Origin of the sequence: Apilactobacillus waqarii (assembly GCF_019061205.1) — a bacterium.
Lineage (GTDB): Bacteria > Bacillota > Bacilli > Lactobacillales > Lactobacillaceae > Apilactobacillus > Apilactobacillus waqarii.
This window is the reverse complement of record NZ_JAHQYH010000010.1, coordinates 1-21,848: the sequence shown is the minus strand read 5'-3', so window position 1 is coordinate 21,848 and position 21,848 is coordinate 1. Positions and strand designations below refer to the sequence as shown.

Here is a 21,848-nt window from a genome sequence, read left to right as displayed (position 1 = left end):
TTTATAGTCAAGAAATATAATTATTATTTCTAGGAAAAATTAATCTTTAGAATCATCATCGATGTCATCGTCATCATCGTGTAATTCTGACAATTCGCCTTCGATACCATCAGGGATGTTATCGTCGTCAACATCGTTCTCTTCGTCAATTTCATCTAAATCTTTGTGATACTTGTCGGTTTCGTCGACACCTTCATCGGCATCTTCAAATTCGTCGTCTTGGTCTTCTGGATCATCATCATCGTAATCGATAACGTCATCATCGTCAGAAGCATCAGCTAAGAATGCGTTAACCTTACGACGCTTTTTCTTTCTAGGACGATCGATATCTTCGTCTTCAGGATGAACTGTAGCTTCATCGATTGAATCATATGGATACCAAGTTCTTAGTCCCCAAAGATTATCACCTAAAGAAATAAAACTACCATCAACGTTCATATCTGTGTAGAACTGTACCAATCGTTTACGAATTTCTTCATCAGAATCACCCAAGTATTTTTGGATTTCGTTGGCGATATCAGCAAAGGCCATTACTTCCCCACGTTCAGAAAGAATTGCGTGGGCAACTTCGACCATTGATAATTCTTTTTTGTCTTTACCTTCTAAGGCTTGTAATTTCAAATCGGTGCACGTCCTTTCAAAATACTATTAATATAATACCTTTTTAGGCAGAAAATTGCAATGTAAGATTATATTCTCCTACAATCATTCCGCCAGAATGTAATTCATAGTCAATTCCAAGTTTACCATTCATTATATCTTCATTATAATCGTAGTTTAACTCTTTTGTTTTGACCAAAATTTTTATTGGACCATACTCAGTTTGGTAAATTGTGTCGTGATCTTTGCTTTCGTCAAAAATCATCCTAGAGTGATGTCCACCATTGGCTTGGCGAGTTAATTGAACATGTTCATCGGTAATTTTCAAAGTAACGTTTGCTACCGCTTGATTATCTTGATGTTCGGTGAAGCGAAGGTATAGGCCGTTGTTCATTTGAACCAGGCTACCCACTTCTTCAAATATAAAGTCTTCGCGCTCTGCATCTTGGAAAATAGTTGTCTTTAAGTTCACAACAACCTTTTGAGCATTTTCATTTTTATCCATCACACTGACTCACCTTCCCTCATTTCATATATCACAAACTAATATTATATACGGACATGTCCATAAATGCATTAATTAATGGTCGGAAAATTAATTATTTCGTTTAAAACTTTGTTATAATAAGCATAAATAACTTATATATAAATAGTAAGGAGGTAAGAATTTGGAATACCAAGAAAAACTACTACCTCGAGAAAAGGTTTTTCGAGATCCGGTTCTTAACTACATTTACGTACAACACCAAGTCATCTTAGACTTGATTAATACTAAAGAATTCCAACGATTAAGACGAATAAAACAATTAGGTCCTGCTTCATATACATTCCATGGTGCAGAACATTCAAGATTCACCCACAGTTTAGGAGTATACGAAATCACCCGTCGCATCTGTGATGGTTTCCTTAGAAACTATCCTAGCAAAGTTGCCGGCGATGGCCTTTGGGATGACTCTCAAAGATTAGTTGCACTATGTGCAGCATTGCTTCATGATATCGGTCACGGTGCCTACTCACATACCTTTGAACACATCTTTGGTACCAACCACGAAGCAATCACTCAAGAAATCATCACTTCTGAAAAGACAGAAGTTAACCAGGTGTTGAGTAAGATAAGTCCTAGTTTTCCAAAGGAAGTTGCTAGCGTAATCGACCATACTTATCCAAACCAACAAGTAGTTCAAATGATTTCTAGTCAATGTGACGCCGATAGAATGGATTACCTACTAAGGGATGCCTACAACACAGGTGCTAACTACGGTAACTTTGACTTAACCAGAATCTTACGTGTGATGAGACCTTACGAAGGTGGTATCTGTTTTGAAATTAACGGGATGCATGCCGTTGAAGACTACATCATCTCTCGTTTGCAAATGTACATGCAAGTGTATTTCCATCCAGTATCACGTTCGATGGAAGTCATCCTAAGTCACCTTCTTCAAAGAGCCAAGGAACTAGCCGGTCAATTAGATAAAAATGACAGTCTAACTCCACATCTATTAATGCCATTCTTCAAGAATGACTTTACTATCGATGACTATTTGAAACTAGATGACGGGGTCTTAAACACATACTTCATTAACTGGATTGATTCAGACGACAAAATTCTATCTGATTTAGCTGATCGTTTTATTAACAGAAAGCCACTTAAATCTGTAGAATACAATAATGAAACTGAATCATTGATTCCAACCATGCAAAAATGGATTCAAGAAGCTGGTTTCGAAACCACTTATTACACCGCCGTTAATAACAGTTTTGATTTGCCATATGATGCTTATGATCCAAACAAAAAGCATCATGCTACGCAAATTGAACTTAGAAGAAACGATGGTACAATGATTGAACTATCAAAGATTTCTCAACTAGTTAGCGCCGTTACCGGTAAGCACTTAGGTGACGAACGCTTCTTCTTCCCTAAGGAAATGTTATCTCAAGATAGTGACATCGACTTATTCGAACCAGTTTATCAAGAGTTTCAAAAACACATTAAAAACGATGAATTAATTAAGTAAGGAGGATTTCTCCATGAGTGAAATCAAATTAATCGCCATCGATATCGATGGTACCCTTTTAAACGAAGAAAACATTTTAGCTCAAGAAACAATTGATGCTGTTACAGAAGCAAGAAACAGTGGTATCAACGTTGTTCTATGTACTGGTCGTCCTTTAACTGGTGTTAAACCATACCTAAAGAAACTAAACATTTCTGGTAATGAAGAATATGCCATTACTTTCAACGGTGCGCAAGTGCAAGATGCAGACGCTAACATCATCGAAAAGTTTGATTTAGATTACAACGACTTCGTTGGACTAGAAAAACTAAGTCACGAGGTAAACACTAACTTTCAAATCGAAACTACTGACTACATCTACACCACTAACCGTGACCTAAGTCCATACAGTGTGGCTGAAAGTTACCTTGTAAGAATGCCAATTCGTGTTCGTGAACCACAAGAAATCACTGACAATACTGAAATCGTTAAGGCAATGCTAATCGCTGATCCAGATATTATTGATAAGGCTATTCCAAATATCCCAGAAAGTTTCTTAGACCACTTAACAATGGTTAGAAGTGAACCAGTATTTTTAGAATTCGTTAACCAAAAAGCTTCAAAGGGTGCTGCTTTAAGTAAGCTTGCTACTCGTTTAGGCTTCACCGCTGAAAACGTAATGGCAATCGGTGATCAAGGTAACGACATTAGCATGGTTACCTACGCCGGCACTGGTGTTGCTATGGGTAATGCTGCTGACGACTTAAAGAAAGTTGCCAACAAGATTACTAAGACAAACAAAGAAAACGGTGTTGCATACGCCATTCGAAACTTTGCTTTAAAATAATTAATCATAAACAAAAAGAACTCACTTCAATGAAGTGAGTTCTTTTTTTATAGTGTGATAATGATTGCAAATGCAATCCAGATAATTCCAATTATCAACGTTAACTGTGCAAATGGACGTACCACAATTTTGGCATTCTTAATGCCACCAATTTTATCGGCTGGAATCTTTTCGTTTTCAAAACGTTCATCATCACCCTTGCGGTGAAAAATGCGCCATCCAGTGAAAAGATGTCCCTTGGATAATACTCCAATCAAGCCAATGACTGTGAATAGTAACCCTATCAAGAATAGGTAGTTACTAATCGTAATAGCACTAACTTTAAACACCATTGCTATTAAAGCAACGACGATTCCAGCTAACGCTATTAGCAGTCCTAATCTTTTTTGTTTACTCATTATTCTGCGTTACTTCTGAAACGGTTACTGAATAATGGACTAACGGCACGGTCTTCGTTAATACGCTTAATTGCGTCCCCAATTAAAGGAGCAACTGAGATTTGTTCAATCTTATCAATTTGCTTTTCTTTAGGTAAGCGAATTGTATCAGTAACAACTAGCTTCTTGATTGGTGATTGTTGGATACGATCAATTGCAGGACCTGATAATACAGGGTGTGTACAACATGCGTATACTTCCTTAGCACCAGCATCCATCAATGCTTGAGCACCTAAAGTGATAGTACCAGCAGTATCAATCATGTCATCAACCATCAAACATGACTTACCTTTAACATCACCAATGATGTTCATGATTTCAGCAACGTTTGCCTTAGGACGACGCTTGTCGATAATGGCAATTGGTGCCTTTAGGAATTCGGCCAATGCACGGGCACGAACTACACCACCATGGTCAGGTGAAACTACGACTGCGTTTGAGTCCCAGCCGTGGTTAATAAAGTGATCAGCTAATAATGGTGCACCCATCATGTGATCAACTGGAACATCGAAGAAACCTTGGATTTGAGCAGCATGTAAGTCCAATGCAACTACACGGTCAATTCCAGCAGTTTCTAGCATGTTAGCAACTAGCTTTGCAGTAATTGGTTCTCTAGAACGAGCCTTACGGTCTTGTCTAGCGTAACCATAATATGGGATTACCACATTAATTGTCTTAGCACTTGCACGTCTAAGAGCATCAATCATAATCATTAATTCCATTAAATTATCATTAACGGGAGCTGATGTAGATTGAATGATATAACAGTTATCCCCACGGATACTTTCTTCAATGTTAATTCTAATTTCGCCATCGCTAAATCTGTCAACGGATGTTTCACCTAAATCAACACCAACACGATCAGCAATTTTTTCTGCCAAAGGAATGTTAGAGTTTAAAGCGAAAATCTTCAATTTAGGATCAGAATATCTTTCAGCCATAAGTCCTCCACCTAACAATAAATTCTATAATTCGTAACTATATTCTTAATTCACAGTTAATTTTACACTATAATTGATAATTTTTCATTCAAAAATTATACAAATAATAAATAAAATATCATTGGATTATCTCTTAATCAGCATATGGAAGCTTTTTGAAATATCCTGGTTTGTTGGTTTGACGTTGTCTTGCAATCGCCATATCGTATTGTTTTACGTCATCAGTAATAGTTGAACCAGCAGCGATAAATGTATGGTCATCAATGTGTAATGGCGCAATCAAGTTAGCATTGCTTCCGATAAATGAGTTGTCACCCACTTCGGTGTTGTGCTTGTTCTTACCATCGTAATTAGCAAAGATAACACCACAACCAACGTTGATGTTCTTGCCTAGATGAGCGTTACCAACGTAAGTTAAGTGACCTACCTTAGTACCTTCATCAATTTGGGCCTTCTTAACTTCGACGAAGTTTCCAAGGTGAACATTTTCACCAATCTTAGCTTCTGGACGAAGATGTGAGTATGGTCCAATGTTTGAGCCTTCCATCATTTCTGATTCTTCAAGTAATGATGATGTCACAGTCACGTTGTCGTGAATGATGCAGTCTCTGATTTCTGAGTTAGCACCAATCTTACAGTCACTACCAATCTTGGTATGACCACTAATATGAACACCAGGTTCTACGATTGTGTCTTGACCAATTTCAACGCCAAAGTCGATGTATGTGTCATTTGGGTTTGGCATAGTAACACCGTTTGACATGTGGTATTCGTTAATGCGTTGTTGCATCACTTGGTTAGCCTTTGAAAGTGCAATACGATCGTTTACACCCATTGATTCATCAAAGTCTTTCATTTGGTAAGCACCAACGTTCTTACCTTCTTCTTTGAAGATACCAATAACGTCTGGTAGGTAGTATTCACCTTGGGCGTTATCATTTTTAACCTTCTTTAGAGCTTCGAATAATTCATGGTTATCGAAAACATAAACACCAGTGTTAATTTCATCGATATTTTGTTCGGCAACTGATGCATCTTTTTGTTCAACAATCTTGTTAACGTTACCCTTATCATCTCTAACAACACGACCATAACCAAATGGGTTAGGTGCTTTTGAAGTTAGTACGGTTGCAACCGCACCACTTTCTTCGTGTTGAGTAAACAAGTGATCAAAAGTTTCGGCTGTAAATAATGGAGTGTCTCCACTAACAACCATTGTGGATCCTTCAACATCTTCTAAAATGTCAGCAGTCTTTTTAACTGCATCCCCAGTTCCTAGTTGTTTTTCTTGTAATGCATATTGGCTTCTGTCACCTAGTTGAGTTTTAACGTCTTCCGCACCAAAACCAACAACAGTAACAATGTTATCCATATGAATTTTTTCAACTTGTGTTAATACACAATCAACCATTGTACGACCACAAACTTGATGCAAAACTTTGTATAGTTTTGACTTCATTCGCGTACCTTTACCGGCAGCTAAAATAATTGTATTTCTAGTCGTCATTATTCTTCCTCCTTGGTGATGTCGCTGAAGTTATCGTAGGTAAAGTTACCTAAATCAACTTTAATATCACCGTTATTAGTATCTATCTTGAATAATGAAGTGTAATCGTCTTCGCTAATCTTACGTTGGCCTTCATAGTCACGTTCAGCAACGAATGCAATTCCGGCAACTTCACTATCGAATTCTTTGATTAAACTACATAGTCCATCGGCTGATCCCCCACCACGTAGGAAATCATCTACGATTAAGACATTGGAATTAGCAGGTAAACTACGTTTTGATAGAACCATCTTTTCGATTCTCTTTTGAGAACCAGAAATATAGTTCACACTAATAGTTGAACCATCGGTAATTCTAGAATCATGTCTAGCAATCACGAATGGAACGTTTAATAAGGTTGCAACACTTTGTGCAACCGGAATTCCCTTAGTGGCAACAGTTAAGACAGCATCAATCTTCTTGTCACTGTATAATGTCGCAATAATTCGACCGATTTGTCTCAAAATTGATGGACGGTTAAGTAGGTCGTTCATATATACGTATCCACCAGGTAAAACTCTTGAATTGTCAGCTAATGCTGATTGAACTTCGTCAATAAATCGACTAGCTTCTTGTTTTTGAATGCCGGGCATGAACATACTTCCACCAGCGGCACCGGGAATGGTTTCCAATACACCAGTTCCTGTTTCCATAAATGTTTTTCGTAAAATGGTTAGGTCTTCACTAATAGATGACTTAGCAGAATCATAACGATTTGCAAAAAAAGTCAATGGTACTACCGTATTAGGATTCTCCATTAAGTAGCGAGTCATATCTACTAGACGCGCACTACGCTTTGCTTTCATTTTTTCACCTCATTAAGTAAAAACTACATCTAAATTTTATCATAATGTTCGGGTTTAAGATACTTTTTAATCGAAATAATCAAAAAATATCCGTTTAAGTTTTCACCTAAACGGATATTTTTAGACAGGTCTTACAATATAGACCTCAGAACAAAAACCACGAATGCTGTTAAAAATGTGTTTTGCTTGGCTTTCTGTCCTACAAATCCCAAAGACAGTCGGTCCAGTTCCACTCATTTGGGCACTGTCAGCACCGTATTTCTCGAACTTATCTTTAATCTTTTTAATCTCACTGTGATGCTTTGAAGACAATGGCTCCAATACATTTCCCATGTGAGAAACGATTTGATCATAGTCTTGTGTCTCAACCGCTGCTGCCAATTCATTAACATTTACATGTTCTAATTTATCGTAATCAATCTTGTTTAAGATTTCTGGTGTTGAAACACTAACTTTCGGTTTCACGATTACGAAATACATCTTTGGCAGTTTTGGCATTAACTCAATGTTATCACCCTTACCGGTTACCATCGCAGTCTGACTGTAAACACAATAAGGAACATCTGAATCAAGTTGTAATCCGAATGTTGCCATTTCTTGGTTGGTCATATGTAGATTCCAGAGACGATTCAGGCCTCGAATAACAGCCGCAGCATCAGATGATCCTCCACCCATTCCGGCAGCAACAGGAATATTCTTTCTGATATGGATGTCCACTTTTTGGTGGATTCCAAATTTCTTTTTAAGTAGAAATGCTGCTTGATATGCTAAGTTGCGATGATCTTGCGGTAAAAACACACGATTACAGTGAACGGAAATTCCGTTTCCCTTTTCGGTAACAATCTCGACGTAATCAGATAATTCAATCGATGTCATTATCATATTCCACTCAATTTTGCCGTCTTTATGACGATACGGCGTATCCAAGCCTAGGTTAAGTTTGGCGCATGCTTTCTCTACGGTTCTCAAGTATCACACCCCCAATTTAACTAAATTATTTAATAACATTATACTAAAGTTAAATTGAAAAGTCAGTGAAACTTTCGGATTTTGTCAAAAGTGCAAAATAAAAAGAGCTAATAAACATTATTAGCTCTTAGTTTTAAGCTTCTTCACTTACTTCGTCGGTAAAATCCATTTCGATGTTCTTAGTTAGAATATCAGTGTAGCTATAAGATACTCTCTTAAGATTTTCATCTTCCTCTAACTCAACAACAAACACTGCAGGGAATGTTTCTGCTAACATCCCATGTCGTTCTAATGTTTTATTTCTTCCTACTTGAACAGTTACAACAACTTTTTCGCCTAGGCGAGTGTCCAAGTGGCTCTTAATGTCAGTCAAACTGGTTGGCATAATATTCACCTCTCTAGTATTTTTATTATACCACGGAAAATATTAAAAATCAAAATTATATCACAGTGTTTTTTAATAATCAAATAATATTATACCAATTTTATAGAATGAAATTTATTTGTTAAATCAACGTATTGATCAACAGTTAATTTTTCAGGACGAATGCTTGGTTGAATATCGAATTCATCTAAGACTGCTTGGACCTTTTCCTTGGTTTCAGCGTCCTTACCGAACAATCCTTGTAGGTTGTTCCATAGAGTCTTTCGACGGTGGGCAAAGCATCCCCTTACAAAACTAGCAAATGCCTTTTCATCAAATACTTCGTTTTCAATGGTTTCTTTTCTTTCTAAAGTCACGATTGCTGAATCAACATTTGGTGCAGGGATAAATGATTTTCTTGATACTTCAAACGCTAGTTTCACATCATTTAAGTATTGGATAATCACTGATAGTGAACCATAATCCTTGCTACCTGGTTTTGCTTCTAATCTTTGAGCAACTTCTTTTTGCATCATAACGGTGATGTTGTCAAATTCAGCATTACCCTTTAATAGATCCAAGATGATTGGAGTTGTGATGTAGTAAGGTAAGTTGGCAACGACCTTAATTGGACGTTCGTTATTGAACTTTTCTTCGATAATAGCTGGTAAATTAGCTTGTAGGATGTCTTGGTTAATCACTTCGACATTATCATAGGTACTTAGTGTTTCATCCAATACAGGCAATAAATTTTGGTCAATTTCAAACGCTAAAACACGTTTTGAACTACGTGCTAGGAATTCGGTTAAACCACCGATACCTGGTCCAATTTCGATTACATTATCTGTATCTGTTAAATGCGCAGCATCGACAATCTTAGTTAAAACGTTTAAGTCGGTTAAGAAGTTTTGACCTAAACTCTTCTTAGCTGATAAATGGAAACGATTTAAGATTGCTTGTGTTCTAGCTGGGCTAGCAATTTCTGGATTATTTGGCATTGTTTACTCCTTAATATGACTTAGTGCTTCGTTAAATTGTTCTTTAGTAATTCCAAACATGGATAGTCGTTTCAATAGTTGTTTTCCATTAACATATCCAATCTTTAGTTCATTACATAGTTGAGTCCGTCTAATTTTGGCCTCGGAATCATTAATGACCCTGGCAGCATTTAAATCAGCAACTGAAATTTCACTCTCATGATTAGTGTCTGCTGTATAGACGTTTTTTAGCGCCTCTTTGATTGTTTCGACGCTGGCGTGTTCAACACCTAGTGAGCCATCACTCTTGGTTGGTACCGACTTTTTACGGTCGACAAACGCGTGCTTAGCATTTGGTACCTCCTGAGTAATAATCTTTCTAATACGTTCACCAGAAAAATCTGGGTCAGTGAAGACGATTACCCCGCGTTGCTTATCTAGTTTCTTAATCAATGCAAGTGTCTTTTCATCAATTGCTGATCCCCTGGTTTCGATGGTGTCACAGTCGACCGCCATTTTTATTCTTTTGGTATCGTCGCGGCCTTCTACCACGATTACTTCTTTGATTTTTTCCATTATTCATCCAATCCAAAAATTCGTAGTGCGTTTTGATAAGTTGCATCGGCAATCTTATCTGGGGTTGTATCTCTAAAACGAGCAACTGCTTCGACAGTGTATAGAGTATAACCTGGTTCGTTTTGGTGACCACGTAATGGTTCAGGTGCTAAATAAGGTGCATCTGTTTCCACTAGCATTCTATCGATTGGTGTCTTTGAAACGGAATCGTGGATTTCCTTGGTCTTTTTGAAACTGGCAACACCAGAGTATGAGACGTACATCCCTAAATCCATAATCTTATTTAACCATTCTGCGTCACCATTGAAACTATGAATGATACCATCGTTAACGCCTTTTTCCTTTAAAATGGCGTAGGTATCTTCAAAGGCATCACGGTTATGAACAGAAATAGGCATCCCTAGTTCTTGGGCAATATCGATTTGGCGTTTGAATACGTTGAATTGAGCCTTTTTGGGGGCGGTACTTTGATTGTAATCAAGACCGATTTCTCCTAGTGCAACCACCTTGTCATCTTGTAGTTGCTTGTATAGGATGGCTTCTTCTTCGTCGTTATAGTTCAAAGCGTCTTCTGGATGGAAACCAACGATTGCGTAAAGGTTATCGTATTGATGCGCTAGTTCAATTGCCTCTTCGTTCATTTGACGGTTTGATCCAACGATTGCCATCTTGGTAACACCCAGCTTTTTAGCGTGTTCAATGTATTCTGGCACTTGTCCTCTAAAAGCATCATCGTTTAAATGCGTATGTGAATCAAAAATTTGCATTATATTTGCTCCTATCGTAAAAATAGCCATCAATTCATTTTGAATTAATGGCTATTTTTTAGTTTGTTATCTCACCATTATTCCAAAGTGGCACCATTTTCAAATTGGCTACCAATTGTAACTAATTCAATGTTTCCATCGTCATGTTCAACAGATAGTAACATTCCTTGGCTCAATTGGCCACGCATCTTTCTAGGTTTCAAATTGGAAACTATGATTACTTTCTTACCGATTAGTTTTTCGAAGTCAGGATACCACTTAGCAATTCCTGAAAGGATTTGAGTAGTTTCTTCCTTACCTGCATCTAGGGTGAACTTCAATAACTTGTCTGCCCCTTCAACACGTTCAACGTTCTTAACTTCGGCAACTTTTAATTCTACTTTTTCAAAGGTATCGAACTTGATTTCTTTCTTATCAGCAGCACTTTCTGCACCCTCTTGGGCAACTTGAGCTTGTTTCTTAGCTTCTTCTTTGGCTGCACGACCCTTTTGCTTGTCTGACTTAGTCATTTGGTTCTTGATAAAGTCAACTTCTTCTTCCTTGTCTAGACGTGGGAAGATTGGAGTTCCCTTAGCAACCACTTTACCACCTGTTGGTAGGTCTTCAATCGCAATGTTAGTTAAATCAATTGCTTGATCATCTAAACCTAATTGAGTGAAGATTTCCTTTGGTGCATGGGTCATAATTGGGCTAATTAATAGACCAATGACACGTAAGCTGGCAGCTAAATGAGCCATTACATCAGCAAGCTTTTCAGCATCACCATCGTTTTCATTCTTGGCTAGAATCCATGGTGTAGTTTGGTCAATGTACTTGTTAGTTTGAGAAACTAATTGCCAAACAGCAGCTAAAGCATCTGAGAAGCGTGATTCATCCATCTTAGTTTTGTATTCAGCAATAACGTCCTTGCTTAGTGTTTCTAGTTCCTTATCAGGTTCTAAGAAGTTTGACTTGAATTCTGGAATCACACCGTCTTCGTACTTGTTAATCATTGAAACAGTACGGTTTAATAAGTTACCTAAGTCGTTTGCTAGGTCGTAGTTGATACGATCGACGAAGTCTTCTGGTGTGAACACACCATCGTTACCAAATGGAACGGCCTTTAGTAAGTAGTATCTTACTGCATCCAGACCATATCTTTCAGCTAAGACTTCTGGGTAAATAACGTTACCCTTTGACTTAGACATCTTACCATCTTTCATGGTTAACCAACCATGTCCAATAACATGTTTTGGTAATGGTAAACCTAAAGCATGTAGGATAATTGGCCAGTAGATAGTATGGAATCTAACGATTTCCTTACCAACCATGTGGACATCAGCAGGCCAGAATTTTTGGAATAGTGAATCATCATCAGTATCGTATCCTAATGCACTAATATAGTTTGATAGCGCATCAATCCATACGTAAACTACGTGTTCTGGATTTGATTTAACAGGAATTCCCCAACTAAATGATGTTCTAGAAACAGCTAAGTCTTCTAGACCTGGTTTGATGAAATTATTAATCATTTCGTTCATTCTTGATTCTGGTTGAATAAAATCAGGATGATCCTTGTAGTATTGTAATAACCAATCAGCGTACTTGCTCATCTTGAAGAAGTATGACTTTTCGTTCACTAGTTCAACTTCGTGTCCTGATGGAGCCTTTCCACCAATAACGTTGCCGTTATCGTCTTTGTATACTTCGGCTAATTGTGATTCGGTGAAGTATTCTTCGTCAGATACTGAGTACCAACCAGAGTATTCACCTAGGTAAATGTCACCTTGATCTAATAATTGTTGGAAAATCTTTTGAACAACTTCTCTGTGTTGTGCATCAGTGGTTCTGATGAACTTGTCGTTTGAGATGTCCAATTTCTTCCATAAGTCCTTAATTTGTGCAGCCATCTTATCCACGTATGCTTGTGGAGTAGTGTTTAATGATTCTGCCTTTTCTTCGATTTTTAGTCCGTGTTCATCTGTTCCTGTTAGGAAGAACACGTCAAAACCTTCAGCACGTTTGTAACGAGCTAACGCATCACAAGCAATAGTTGTGTATGAGTTCCCGATATGTAAACGTCCTGATGGGTAGTAGATAGGCGTTGTAACATAAAAAGTATTGTTATCAGCCATGTAAATCATCCTTTCAACCAGTAATTAATATTAACTATTAGTATATCATACTTGAATTGTCAATAATATTGCTCTTAGAACAAATCTAATTGCATCGGTGCCAAATCGTTAAATGACACGTGCAACATCTCTTTTAATTGTAGTGCATTCGGTGCGGCATCCCTACCTGAGTTATTGTTAAAGATGACACACACCTCATCGACTTCTTTATTTAACTTAGTGACGATGTCAGCAAATTGCTTTAGTTCGTCCTCACTATACTTGTACAACGTTCTTTGACTACGCCAGTTCTTGTCTTGGTTAAACCATCCCTGGGCGTTTCGACCATGTAGTCTTAGCATCGCCATCTTAGAAGTGGTCACCATTGGTAATAACTCAATTCCATCGTTTAGGTTATGTGGTTCATCTGCAATCACAAAGGTCATCCCTAAACGTTTCAAATAATTCTTAATTGAGTTTTGCATCGACTTTTGCGTCCATGTCGGATTTCTAAACTCGACTGCAATTGGCACCTTTCTGCCCATCATTTCACGGATGGTCATTAGATAGCGAATGTTATCGTTATTGCGTTGGAAATATGGTGGGAATTGAAATAAGACCGTCTTTAATTGATTGGTCTGAATTAATGGTTTCAGCATTTTTACGTAATCACTAAATGCCTGTCTTCTCTGATTTTCGTCTGTAGCCATCTGTGAACGCATGTCATGCTTGGTCATTAATTGGTTGGCTTTTAAGATAAATTGGAATGATTCTGGCACTTGGCGCATCCATTGACGCACTGTTTTTTCCTGTGGAATTCCGTAAAACGGATTATCAACTTCTACGACTGGAAAATGAGCAGCGTACTCGTTTAACTTGACGGCACGTTCCTCACCGTTAATCAATGCTGGATGTTCGCTCCAAGTGGTTACTCCTAAAGTTATCATTAAACCATCATCTTCCTTCTTATTTCAATTCACTAAAGAATTTCGTTGCATCCTCTTGAATCATCTTAAAATCGATTCCTAAGTTTAACTTTTCCTGGTTAACCGCAATTACTTTGGCACCCGGATTTCTGTAATCCAATAGTCCAGCAAATGGGTAGACCCGCATGGAAGTTCCAACGATTACTACCAAGTCGGCCTTTTCCATTAGTTGCACACTATTGACCACCTTGGCTTGGTTAAGTCCCTCATCGTATAAAACGATTCCTGGACGAAGTGTTCCACCGCAATCAGTGTGTTTGTCGCTTTGCATATATTCATGCCAATCAACTCTTTGATGGCACTTTTGGCAATATACGTCGTATAGATTGCCGTGAAATTCAATTAAGTTCTTGGTGTCAGCAGCACCGTATAATCCATCAACGTTTTGAGTGATTACACTGGATCTACCTTCCCTAGTAAGTTCAGCTTGCTTTTCGTGAATTACATTAGGTTTGGCATCTGGATAGTACATATTTTCTTTCACAAATGTGTAGAACACATCTGGCTCATTAACTAAACATGCATGACTTAAATAATATTCAGCTGGTTTTCCAGTTGTATCAGTTGCGTATAGCCCATTCTTAGAACGATAGTCTGGAATGTTGGAAGCTGTCGATACCCCGGCTCCTGTCAAAAATACAATGTTTTTTGCATTATCAAATAATGATTGAATTTCCTTATCCATCAGATTGCCTCCTGCCTTATTTTCTAATGATATATGGCATTTTTAGTTCTTTAAATAATTCTTGAACAGTCATAGCGTATAATTTCTTGAAGTATTCTGGACTGTCATCCATACCGGTTGGCGCAGGAATGACGAATGAGTTTTGATCATCTGACTTGTTGAAACCGACGTATGCACGACGACCAGTTTCCTTATCATGTAATTCCGAATGGAAGATTTCAAATTGTTGTTTTACGTTTAAGTTTAGTTGTCTTTCTGAAACAACACTGGAGATAGTTGCAAATTCTGAGTTATGCAATGCAGGTAGTCCCCACTTCTTTAGTTGTTCATCAAAGGCCTTGAATAACTTAACAACGTTTCTTCTGAAACCAAATGGTGAATCAGTTGGTTTTTCAGTGATAATCTTGTAGATTTCATCAGCAGCCTTTAGAGCAACTGGGTAATCCTTTTCAAGGGTTGGACGAGCAAATGAATCGAACTTGTCACCGTAGAATACGTGAGCGTCGATTAGAGTCAATAGACGTAATTCCATGGCGTTATCTAATTCTTCTGGTTCAGGTTCAATTGTGTTTTGAATTCCCTTTAGGTACATTTTTTCGATGTCTTCGTTGATTAGACCGTGTTTTCTTTGTTCTGAAACAACGACAAAGTGAGCAACAATATCAAATAGTTCAGTTCCCATTACTTCTAGTTGTTCGTCTAATTCGTCTTGACCTGTTGATAGTGAGAAGAATACTTGTGGGAAACCACGTAGTGTCATCAACAAGTGAATTAGTTCGTGTGAAGCCGTGTAGTTAGGAGCTGACATGTCTGAGATTTGAACAAATAGGTTCTTACCGTCTTGTACCACTTGTGCTTGATCATGTCTAACGTATCCAGATTGAAGTTGTCCGATAAATTGAACTTCAATTTTACCTGGGAAAAATTTGTTTACAACGTTAATTAAACTTTGTGTGTCTTGATTTAATTCGATTTCCATTAAAATTCACCTTCATTATTATTTCTAATTTGGTTTAAGATTTTTTGTGCTGACTTTAAGTCGTTTAAATGGTTGGCTATCATTTCTGAAACCACTTGTTTTACTTCTTCGCCCTTGGCTCCGGCACTCATCACTAATGAATTCAATTGAAGGTTCATATGTCCCTTTTGAATTCCATCGGTAACTAAGGCCTTTAGAGCCGCTAGGTTTTGGGCTAACCCAACTGAAGCAACCACTTGGCTTAACTCTTTCTTTGAGGTTACTTGCGATAGTTGTTGGTTGATTTTAACCTTTGGTAATACCTTCACGGCACCACCGATAAATCCTAATGACAACGGAATTGTCATCTCACCAACTAAATTGTCACCATCAATTGACCAGTTGGATAATCCCTTGTATTGGCCATCTTTGCTGGCGTATGAATGAACACCAGCTTCAACCGCACGCCAATCGTTACCCATTGCCATTACCACAGCATCGATTCCATTCATGATGCCCTTGTTATGGGTAGCAGCACGATATGGATCTATTTGAGCGATGTGTGATGCTTCAACAATTCTATTTGCCACATTCATACCGTTCGTATCAGGGTTTCCCAATTGGCTAACTGGAATGGATCCGGATACCTTAACCAGGTTATCTTCACCGTAGTTAGATAGGATGCTCATCAACACATCCCCACTAACACGTTCTTCAATAAACTCAGAAGTAGATTCTAGCATTGAGTTAATGATGTTTGCGCCCATCGCTTCACCAACGTTCACAAACAAGTCAACTGATGCATAGTCATCATCTAGTTTTCTGACGCGCACCTTCTTAGCACCACCACCGTATTCTAGAATCGATGGATGTGATTGGTTTGCGATATCGATAATATGTTCTTGATGTGTATTGACGATTCCAATCAATAGGTTGATATCGTGTGTTTTAACAACGATTTGGCCCATTAGATTACGACCTAATACTTCGGCAGTAATCCCGCTACCCTTAGCAAATAAACGGGCACCGTTACTAGCCGCCGCAATCACGGATGGTTCTTCTGTTACCATTGGAACAATTTTTTCAATACCATTAATCATAAAATTAACGGCCACTCCTTCTGGAATGGAGTAATCAGTTACATAGTTTTCAACTAAACTATCACTTGATTGGTGATAGTCGCTAGTCATTTCATGTTTTTGATTCATGTCTAATCCAGCGAATTCACTGATTAGTTTCATTCTATCATCATAATTACGATGGTAGAAATGTTTGAAAGTTCCCATTATTAGTCCCCCCGGATGCGGTATTTATATCTGATATTTATAATAACATTATTTAAAATTCAAGCATTTAAAAAGGTTTTTAACCCGTCAATGGATTAAAAACCTCTTTAATAGTTTCGATAGTGCTTCTTTATATATTCAGCAATAAGTCCTTCTCTTACGCCACCTTCTGAAAATACGATTCTTCGTGAATCAATTTCATCAATGACTGTAATAAGAGGTAGTAGACCACCTAGTATAATATCAGCTCGCTCGTTTTCTAATCCGTGAATTTCTTTTCGATTGTGTAAGTTCTTACGTAAAAGTAATTCATACGTTCCCATCACTTGTCGTTGATTTAGGTGATAGCCATTTAGGTTATCAGAGTTCTTGAAGTGTTGATGACTGCGATTAATTCTCGCTAAACTTCTAGCAGCTCCCCCCAACACAACTAATTGATAGTGATCAGCTTTTTTAAGCCAAGGAACACGATGTATGTTTTCCTTTAAGAAACGTTGCGCATTGAATAAGTCAGCTGCATGAACTGAGTTATTCAATTTAAAACGTTCAGAAATATTAACGGCACCAATTGGTAAACTAATTAAGTCACGACGTTTCTTACCTTGAACGCGGACTAATTCGATACTGGCACCACCAATATCCATCACCATGTAGTCGTTCATCTTAATCTTATTAACGACACCTAAATAATCATAATAAGCTTCTTCACGACCTGATAGGACTCTAACGTCTAAGCCAACTTTCTTTCTTACCTTGCGAATAAAAGCTTTTTGGTTTTCAGCTTGTCGAACCGCAGCAGTTGCAATGGTAATCACAGTGGCATTATTCATTGAGCTATAAATTCTTTTGAAAGACTTTATAGCATTAATTGTCCGATTAATTGCAACCGGTTGTAGAATCTTTTCTTTCCCCATCCCTTCGGATAAACGACTATCACTCTTACTACGTTTTATCTCAACGCAATAGCCGTCATTTTCAATCCGATAGATGGACATTCGAGCAGAATTCGAACCGATGTCAACAATTACTAAGTTCTCCATCCGATTCACCCTAAACTCCTAAAATAGTTTTTTATTTAAAGTAATTAATACCAATAGCATCCCTTACTTCATCTAGGGTTTGGTTGGCTACCTTATTCGCTTTGTCACTACCAGCCTTTAAAATGTCATAAACAGCTTGTGGATCCTTTTCAAATTGTTCACGACGTTCTCTGATTGGTGCCAATTCAGCTTGTAATACTTCGTTTAAGTAACGTTTAATCTTCACATCACCTAGACCACCGTGTCTGTATTGTTCCTTTAAGTCGGCAACCTTTTGCTTGTCGTCAGCAAAGATGTCTAGGTAAGTAAATACAGTGTTTCCTTCGACTTGACCAGGATCTTCCACGTGAATGTGGTTAGGGTCAGTGTACATTGACATTACTTTCTTTTGAATGGTATCAGCATCATCTGCTAAGTAGATGGCGTTGTTCAATGATTTACTCATCTTAGCGTTTCCATCTAAACCAGGAATTCTACCCATTCCCTTTGGTGGGAAGTATCCTTCTGGTTCAACTAATACGTCTTTACCGTAGATACCGTTGATACTTCTAACAATTTCTCTAGTTTGTTCTAGCATTGGTTCTTGGTCTTCACCAACTGGAACAGTGTCGGCCTTAAATGCTGTAATATCTGCAGCTTGACTGACTGGGTAAATAAAGAATCCAGCAGGAACACTTTCACCAAACTTCTTTTGTTGAATTTCAGTCTTAACAGTTGGGTTTCTCTTCAAACGGTTAACTGAAACTAAGTTTAAGTAGTGCATTGTTAATTCGTTTAGTGCAGGAATTTGTGATTGAACCAAGATTGTTGATTTTTCTGGGTCAATTCCGACAGCTAAGTAATCCAAAGCTACTTGTAATAGTGAGTTTCTGATTTTTTCTGGGTCACGCGCATTATCAGTTAATGCTTGCATATCCGCAATCATGATATTGGTGTCATATTCACCTGAGTTTTGTAATGCAACTCTATTCTTTAACGATCCAACGTAGTGTCCGATATGTAGTTTACCAGTTGGTCGATCACCAGTTAGAATTACTTTTTTATCTGCCATTTTGTTACTTCCTTTCCAAAAAAAGCGCCCCATTGTTAAAAAACAATAGGACGCTTGAGCGCGGTACCACCTAACTTGCAAATGTATAATCATTTGCCACTCTGCGATAAGGGTGCAATCCCATAAATTCATCCATTTCGCTAGTCGTGATTACTTTCAGTAATACATAATCTCTCTGTAAATGACATCGCTACTTACTTTAATATTAACTATATTTTACTGGATTTAAATTGACATGTCAAAAAGGATATTAATTGACATGACGGCCAAATCTAATTAGAATTATTGAGCATAAATGAACGGATTTAACAATAAATCAGGAGGTAAAAATGGCTAATAACGATCTTACAAATGAACAAAATCGTGTCGATAAAGTTGTCGCCAAATTACACAAACGAATCGACAAGACAGAAGCTGAATACCAAAAGGCACACAATGAAACAAAGCGTGTTCAACAAAACTACGGTAACAATACTTCTGTTAACTACGTCGAAGTCGATGATAGAATTGAAACTTCCGCTGACCTCCAACAACAAAGAGGACTAGTTAATAAGGTAGTCCAAAGCGAAGCAATCATTAAAAATCAACTTGAAACATACAAAAAATTAGCTGATTCTCCATACTTTGGTCGCATTGATATCAAAGATGATGGAGATGATGATACCGAAAGCTTGTACATCGGTACCGCTTCATTCGTTGACGATGATGAAAACTTCCTAGTCTACGATTGGCGTGCCCCAATATCTAGTATCTATTACAACGGAACGTTGGGAAAAGTTTCATATCAAACCCCTGCCGGTAAACAAAGTACCGACTTGGAAAAGAAACGTCAATTCCAAATTAGTCACGGTCAAATCAACAACATGTTTGATACCAACGAAACCGTGGGTGATGAAATGCTTCAATCCGTGTTGGGTCAACAACATGATGAAGTAATGCAAAACATCGTTTCAACAATTCAAAAAGAACAAAACGATATCATCAGAGATACCTACAGTGACCTTCTTGTTGTTCAAGGGGTTGCCGGTTCCGGTAAGACTTCTGCGATTCTACAGCGAATTGCATTCTTGCTATACCACAGCAGAAGTTCACTTCAAGCTGATCAAATTATTTTGTTCTCCCCTAACCGTTTATTTTCACATTATATTTCTGACGTCTTACCTAGTTTAGGTGAACGCAATATGAGACAGGTTACTTTACAAGAATTCATTGATCACCGACTTGAAGGTGTAAATGTCCAAAGTTTATTCGACCAATATGAAACTGAACAAGCATACACCGATGATGAAAAAGCAATTCAATCATTTAAACACAGTCATCAATACATGACCTCAATTGAGAACTATATCAATACCGTTTTCAATGATGACATCGCCTTTCAAAGCATTCTAATCGATGGCAAGGTCTTCTTCGATGCCGATGTGATTAAGGATATCTATGCTTCGCAACCTAAACAAATGAAACCGGCTGACAAGTTCTTAAAGACTAAGAACCGTTTAATTGAAATCTTGAAGAAACGAATTGAAATTGAAGTTTACAAACCATGGGTTGATGATGCAATCGATCAACTTAACTCTGAACAATATCATGATTTCATGGAAGGTCACCAACTAGGGAGCTTCCAAGATGAGGATGACGAAAGATACTTCATCGCTAAACAAATCGTGACTGAACATTTCAGAAAAGTATACGATGCTTTGTATAATGGTTCATTTTTTGATCCATATCTTCAATACCAACGCTTCATGCAACAAGTAGTCCTACCAAAGGGCGTAAACGTTGATGCATGGAACAATGATGTCGATGCCTTTGCTGATTCTATCGAATTACACCAAGTTCGATTGGACGATGCTGCCCCACTTCTATATATGCGTGATTTAATGATTGGTGGCGGTCAAAACCAAACAATGCAATACCTATTTGTCGACGAGATGCAGGATTACTCAATTGCCCAATTGATTTACATCAAACATGCCTTCCCACAAACCAAGATTAACTTAATCGGTGACAGTGAACAGGCATTGTTCAAAGCGGTTGAAGCTCCTCAAGAATTACTAAATAAGTTAAACGAAGCATTTGCTACTAAGAAATCCAGATTGATTACTTTAAATAGATCATATCGTTCAACTTATCCAATCACTAACTTTGCTAAATCATTATTACCAAACGGTGATGAGATTGAAGCATTCAACCGTCCAGGTAAATCACCTGAAATTTTCATTCGTCATAACGAACAAGAATGTATTGATGCCTTAATCGATTGTGCTAAAAAAGAGTTAAAGGATGAAGGCACTGTAGCGATTGTTACTAAGAACTTAACTGAGGCAAAACAACTTCATCAACATACCTACAACCAACTTAATCCAACCCTATTAGCTGATACAGACAGATCACTTCCAAAGGGTGTGGTAATCATGCCAATCTATCTAGCTAAGGGATTAGAATTCGATTCTGTCATTGCTTGGAATGTTTCTAAGGATAATTATCCAAATGATGACTATGTTGGAACACTTTACACAATTTCCACTCGTGCAATGCACCACTTAACATTAATTAGTAATGGTACTGTTTCACCAATTATTGCAAACGCTAACCTACCAATTAATGAAGTTAAGATTGATAGAAAAATTAAATAACCAACAAAAAAGACCAATCGGAATTGATTGGTCTTTTTTATATAAGCCGTTTCCGGGATTTGAACCCGGGACCTCTTCCTTACCATGGAAACGCTCTACCTCCTGAGCTAAAACGGCAATATTAACAAAAAGCCTTCGATTTACATCGAAGACTTTTTTATTCGCGCGGCAACGTCCTACCCTTGCAGAGGGCGATCCCTCAACTACTATCGGCGTTTAGAAGCTTAACTTCTGTGTTCGGCATGGGAACAGGTGTATCCTTCTAGCTATCGCCACCACACTATTTATC

The 21,848-nt window shown here is 37.8% G+C and carries 21 protein-coding genes, 1 tRNA gene and 1 rRNA gene; 3 read left to right on the top strand and 20 right to left on the bottom strand.

The annotated features are described in order from the left end of the window. Positions 1-39 precede the first annotated feature (39 nt). Together rpoE and KTJ72_RS06185 are read right to left on the bottom strand one after the other, a co-directional pair. Complete coding sequence (gene rpoE / locus KTJ72_RS06190; protein ID WP_373301492.1) at positions 40-576, bottom strand: DNA-directed RNA polymerase subunit delta; 537 nt, start codon at positions 574-576, stop codon at positions 40-42. 88 nt (positions 577-664) lie between these two features. After that, entirely contained in the window at positions 665-1,105 is a 441-nt protein-coding gene (locus tag KTJ72_RS06185) for a YwiB family protein (protein WP_217304390.1), read from the bottom strand. 163 nt (positions 1,106-1,268) lie between these two features. Between KTJ72_RS06185 and KTJ72_RS06180 the strand changes: the two genes are divergently transcribed. Then, positions 1,269-2,615 carry an HD domain-containing protein gene (locus KTJ72_RS06180; protein ID WP_160184842.1) on the top strand — a complete coding sequence of 449 codons (1,347 nt, stop codon included), beginning with the start codon at positions 1,269-1,271 and terminating at the stop codon, positions 2,613-2,615. A gap of 13 nt (positions 2,616-2,628) precedes the next feature. Then, positions 2,629-3,441 (top strand): sugar-phosphatase, encoded by an 813-nt coding sequence (gene yidA, locus KTJ72_RS06175; protein ID WP_217304389.1) that lies wholly within the window; start codon positions 2,629-2,631, stop codon positions 3,439-3,441. A gap of 47 nt (positions 3,442-3,488) precedes the next feature. Here yidA and KTJ72_RS06170 read toward each other — a convergent pair whose 3' ends face one another. The 16 genes from KTJ72_RS06170 to trpS all read right to left on the bottom strand — a co-directional run bounded on the left by KTJ72_RS06170 (position 3,489) and on the right by trpS (position 18,923). Further along, positions 3,489-3,839: a DUF3899 domain-containing protein gene (locus KTJ72_RS06170; protein ID WP_094750934.1), complete on the bottom strand. Its 351-nt coding sequence runs from the start codon at positions 3,837-3,839 to the stop codon at positions 3,489-3,491. Then, on the bottom strand, positions 3,839-4,819 hold the full coding sequence (locus KTJ72_RS06165) for a ribose-phosphate diphosphokinase (RefSeq protein ID WP_034532467.1): 981 nt from the start codon (positions 4,817-4,819) through the stop codon (positions 3,839-3,841). Before KTJ72_RS06165 ends, KTJ72_RS06170 begins: the two co-directional genes overlap by 1 nt. A 133-nt stretch (positions 4,820-4,952) precedes the next feature. Next, on the bottom strand, positions 4,953-6,326 hold the full coding sequence (gene glmU / locus KTJ72_RS06160) for a bifunctional UDP-N-acetylglucosamine diphosphorylase/glucosamine-1-phosphate N-acetyltransferase GlmU (protein WP_094750933.1): 1,374 nt from the start codon (positions 6,324-6,326) through the stop codon (positions 4,953-4,955). Then, the gene (gene purR / locus KTJ72_RS06155; protein ID WP_094750932.1) at positions 6,326-7,171 is read right to left on the bottom strand and encodes a pur operon repressor; all 846 of its coding nucleotides are present in this window, start codon (positions 7,169-7,171) and stop codon (positions 6,326-6,328) included. Before purR ends, glmU begins: the two co-directional genes overlap by 1 nt. 120 nt (positions 7,172-7,291) lie before the next feature. Beyond that, the gene (gene ispE / locus KTJ72_RS06150; RefSeq protein ID WP_217304388.1) at positions 7,292-8,140 is read right to left on the bottom strand and encodes a 4-(cytidine 5'-diphospho)-2-C-methyl-D-erythritol kinase; all 849 of its coding nucleotides are present in this window, start codon (positions 8,138-8,140) and stop codon (positions 7,292-7,294) included. 133 nt (positions 8,141-8,273) lie between these two features. Next, the gene (locus KTJ72_RS06145) at positions 8,274-8,525 is read right to left on the bottom strand and encodes a Veg family protein (RefSeq protein ID WP_034532463.1); all 252 of its coding nucleotides are present in this window, start codon (positions 8,523-8,525) and stop codon (positions 8,274-8,276) included. Positions 8,526-8,614: 89 nt separating this feature from the next. Continuing rightward, entirely contained in the window at positions 8,615-9,502 is an 888-nt protein-coding gene (gene rsmA, locus KTJ72_RS06140; RefSeq protein ID WP_217304386.1) for a 16S rRNA (adenine(1518)-N(6)/adenine(1519)-N(6))-dimethyltransferase RsmA, read from the bottom strand. Positions 9,503-9,505: 3 nt separating this feature from the next. After that, a complete protein-coding gene (gene rnmV / locus KTJ72_RS06135; RefSeq protein WP_217304385.1) occupies positions 9,506-10,057 on the bottom strand; it encodes a ribonuclease M5 in 552 nt (183 codons plus the stop codon). Continuing rightward, a complete protein-coding gene (locus KTJ72_RS06130) occupies positions 10,057-10,824 on the bottom strand; it encodes a TatD family hydrolase (RefSeq protein WP_041152443.1) in 768 nt (255 codons plus the stop codon). The genes rnmV and KTJ72_RS06130 overlap by 1 nt, the downstream gene beginning before the upstream one ends. A 77-nt stretch (positions 10,825-10,901) precedes the next feature. Then, complete coding sequence (metG, locus tag KTJ72_RS06125; RefSeq protein ID WP_041152444.1) at positions 10,902-12,938, bottom strand: methionine--tRNA ligase; 2,037 nt, start codon at positions 12,936-12,938, stop codon at positions 10,902-10,904. A 74-nt stretch (positions 12,939-13,012) separates the two neighbouring features. Continuing rightward, positions 13,013-13,864 carry a DUF72 domain-containing protein gene (locus KTJ72_RS06120; protein WP_094750929.1) on the bottom strand — a complete coding sequence of 284 codons (852 nt, stop codon included), beginning with the start codon at positions 13,862-13,864 and terminating at the stop codon, positions 13,013-13,015. 19 nt (positions 13,865-13,883) lie between these two features. After that, positions 13,884-14,588, bottom strand: a complete 705-nt coding sequence (locus KTJ72_RS06115) for an NAD-dependent protein deacylase (RefSeq protein ID WP_217304384.1) — start codon at positions 14,586-14,588, stop codon at positions 13,884-13,886. 16 nt (positions 14,589-14,604) lie between these two features. Further along, entirely contained in the window at positions 14,605-15,567 is a 963-nt protein-coding gene (locus KTJ72_RS06110) for a hypothetical protein (RefSeq protein ID WP_041152447.1), read from the bottom strand. Next, positions 15,567-16,832 carry a hydroxymethylglutaryl-CoA reductase, degradative gene (locus KTJ72_RS06105; RefSeq protein WP_249419570.1) on the bottom strand — a complete coding sequence of 422 codons (1,266 nt, stop codon included), beginning with the start codon at positions 16,830-16,832 and terminating at the stop codon, positions 15,567-15,569. Before KTJ72_RS06105 ends, KTJ72_RS06110 begins: the two co-directional genes overlap by 1 nt. A gap of 107 nt (positions 16,833-16,939) precedes the next feature. Further along, complete coding sequence (locus KTJ72_RS06100) at positions 16,940-17,872, bottom strand: Ppx/GppA family phosphatase (protein WP_041152449.1); 933 nt, start codon at positions 17,870-17,872, stop codon at positions 16,940-16,942. Positions 17,873-17,903: 31 nt separating this feature from the next. Further along, positions 17,904-18,923, bottom strand: a complete 1,020-nt coding sequence (gene trpS / locus KTJ72_RS06095; protein ID WP_041152450.1) for a tryptophan--tRNA ligase — start codon at positions 18,921-18,923, stop codon at positions 17,904-17,906. Between the two features lie 329 nt (positions 18,924-19,252). Here trpS and helD point away from each other — a divergent pair, with 329 nt between their 5' ends. Beyond that, positions 19,253-21,559 (top strand): RNA polymerase recycling motor HelD, encoded by a 2,307-nt coding sequence (gene helD / locus KTJ72_RS06090; RefSeq protein ID WP_217304383.1) that lies wholly within the window; start codon positions 19,253-19,255, stop codon positions 21,557-21,559. Between the two features lie 44 nt (positions 21,560-21,603). On the opposite strand, the gene KTJ72_RS06085 is transcribed toward helD, so the two are convergent. Together KTJ72_RS06085 and rrf are read right to left on the bottom strand one after the other, a co-directional pair. After that, a tRNA-Thr gene (locus tag KTJ72_RS06085) sits at positions 21,604-21,676 on the bottom strand. A gap of 46 nt (positions 21,677-21,722) precedes the next feature. Next, a 5S ribosomal RNA gene (gene rrf / locus KTJ72_RS06080) occupies positions 21,723-21,839 on the bottom strand. Between the last annotated feature and the right edge of the window lie 9 nt (positions 21,840-21,848).

Excerpts from the sequence above, each read along its gene's own strand:
- rpoE (WP_373301492.1), bottom strand. The coding sequence starts at position 576 with ATGGTCGAAGTTGCCCACGCAATTCTTTCTGAACGTGGGGAAGTAATG.
- KTJ72_RS06185 (WP_217304390.1), bottom strand. The coding sequence starts at position 1,105 with ATGGATAAAAATGAAAATGCTCAAAAGGTTGTTGTGAACTTAAAGACA.
- yidA (WP_217304389.1), top strand. The coding sequence starts at position 2,629 with ATGAGTGAAATCAAATTAATCGCCATCGATATCGATGGTACCCTTTTA.
- KTJ72_RS06170 (WP_094750934.1), bottom strand. The coding sequence starts at position 3,839 with ATGAGTAAACAAAAAAGATTAGGACTGCTAATAGCGTTAGCTGGAATC.
- KTJ72_RS06165 (WP_034532467.1), bottom strand. The coding sequence starts at position 4,819 with ATGGCTGAAAGATATTCTGATCCTAAATTGAAGATTTTCGCTTTAAAC.
- glmU (WP_094750933.1), bottom strand. The coding sequence starts at position 6,326 with ATGACGACTAGAAATACAATTATTTTAGCTGCCGGTAAAGGTACGCGA.
- purR (WP_094750932.1), bottom strand. The coding sequence starts at position 7,171 with ATGAAAGCAAAGCGTAGTGCGCGTCTAGTAGATATGACTCGCTACTTA.
- KTJ72_RS06145 (WP_034532463.1), bottom strand. The coding sequence starts at position 8,525 with ATGCCAACCAGTTTGACTGACATTAAGAGCCACTTGGACACTCGCCTA.
- rsmA (WP_217304386.1), bottom strand. The coding sequence starts at position 9,502 with ATGCCAAATAATCCAGAAATTGCTAGCCCAGCTAGAACACAAGCAATC.
- rnmV (WP_217304385.1), bottom strand. The coding sequence starts at position 10,057 with ATGGAAAAAATCAAAGAAGTAATCGTGGTAGAAGGCCGCGACGATACC.
- KTJ72_RS06130 (WP_041152443.1), bottom strand. The coding sequence starts at position 10,824 with ATGCAAATTTTTGATTCACATACGCATTTAAACGATGATGCTTTTAGA.
- metG (WP_041152444.1), bottom strand. The coding sequence starts at position 12,938 with ATGGCTGATAACAATACTTTTTATGTTACAACGCCTATCTACTACCCA.
- KTJ72_RS06120 (WP_094750929.1), bottom strand. The coding sequence starts at position 13,864 with ATGATAACTTTAGGAGTAACCACTTGGAGCGAACATCCAGCATTGATT.
- KTJ72_RS06115 (WP_217304384.1), bottom strand. The coding sequence starts at position 14,588 with ATGGATAAGGAAATTCAATCATTATTTGATAATGCAAAAAACATTGTA.
- KTJ72_RS06110 (WP_041152447.1), bottom strand. The coding sequence starts at position 15,567 with ATGGAAATCGAATTAAATCAAGACACACAAAGTTTAATTAACGTTGTA.
- KTJ72_RS06105 (WP_249419570.1), bottom strand. The coding sequence starts at position 16,832 with ATGGGAACTTTCAAACATTTCTACCATCGTAATTATGATGATAGAATG.
- KTJ72_RS06100 (WP_041152449.1), bottom strand. The coding sequence starts at position 17,872 with ATGGAGAACTTAGTAATTGTTGACATCGGTTCGAATTCTGCTCGAATG.
- trpS (WP_041152450.1), bottom strand. The coding sequence starts at position 18,923 with ATGGCAGATAAAAAAGTAATTCTAACTGGTGATCGACCAACTGGTAAA.
- helD (WP_217304383.1), top strand. The coding sequence starts at position 19,253 with ATGGCTAATAACGATCTTACAAATGAACAAAATCGTGTCGATAAAGTT.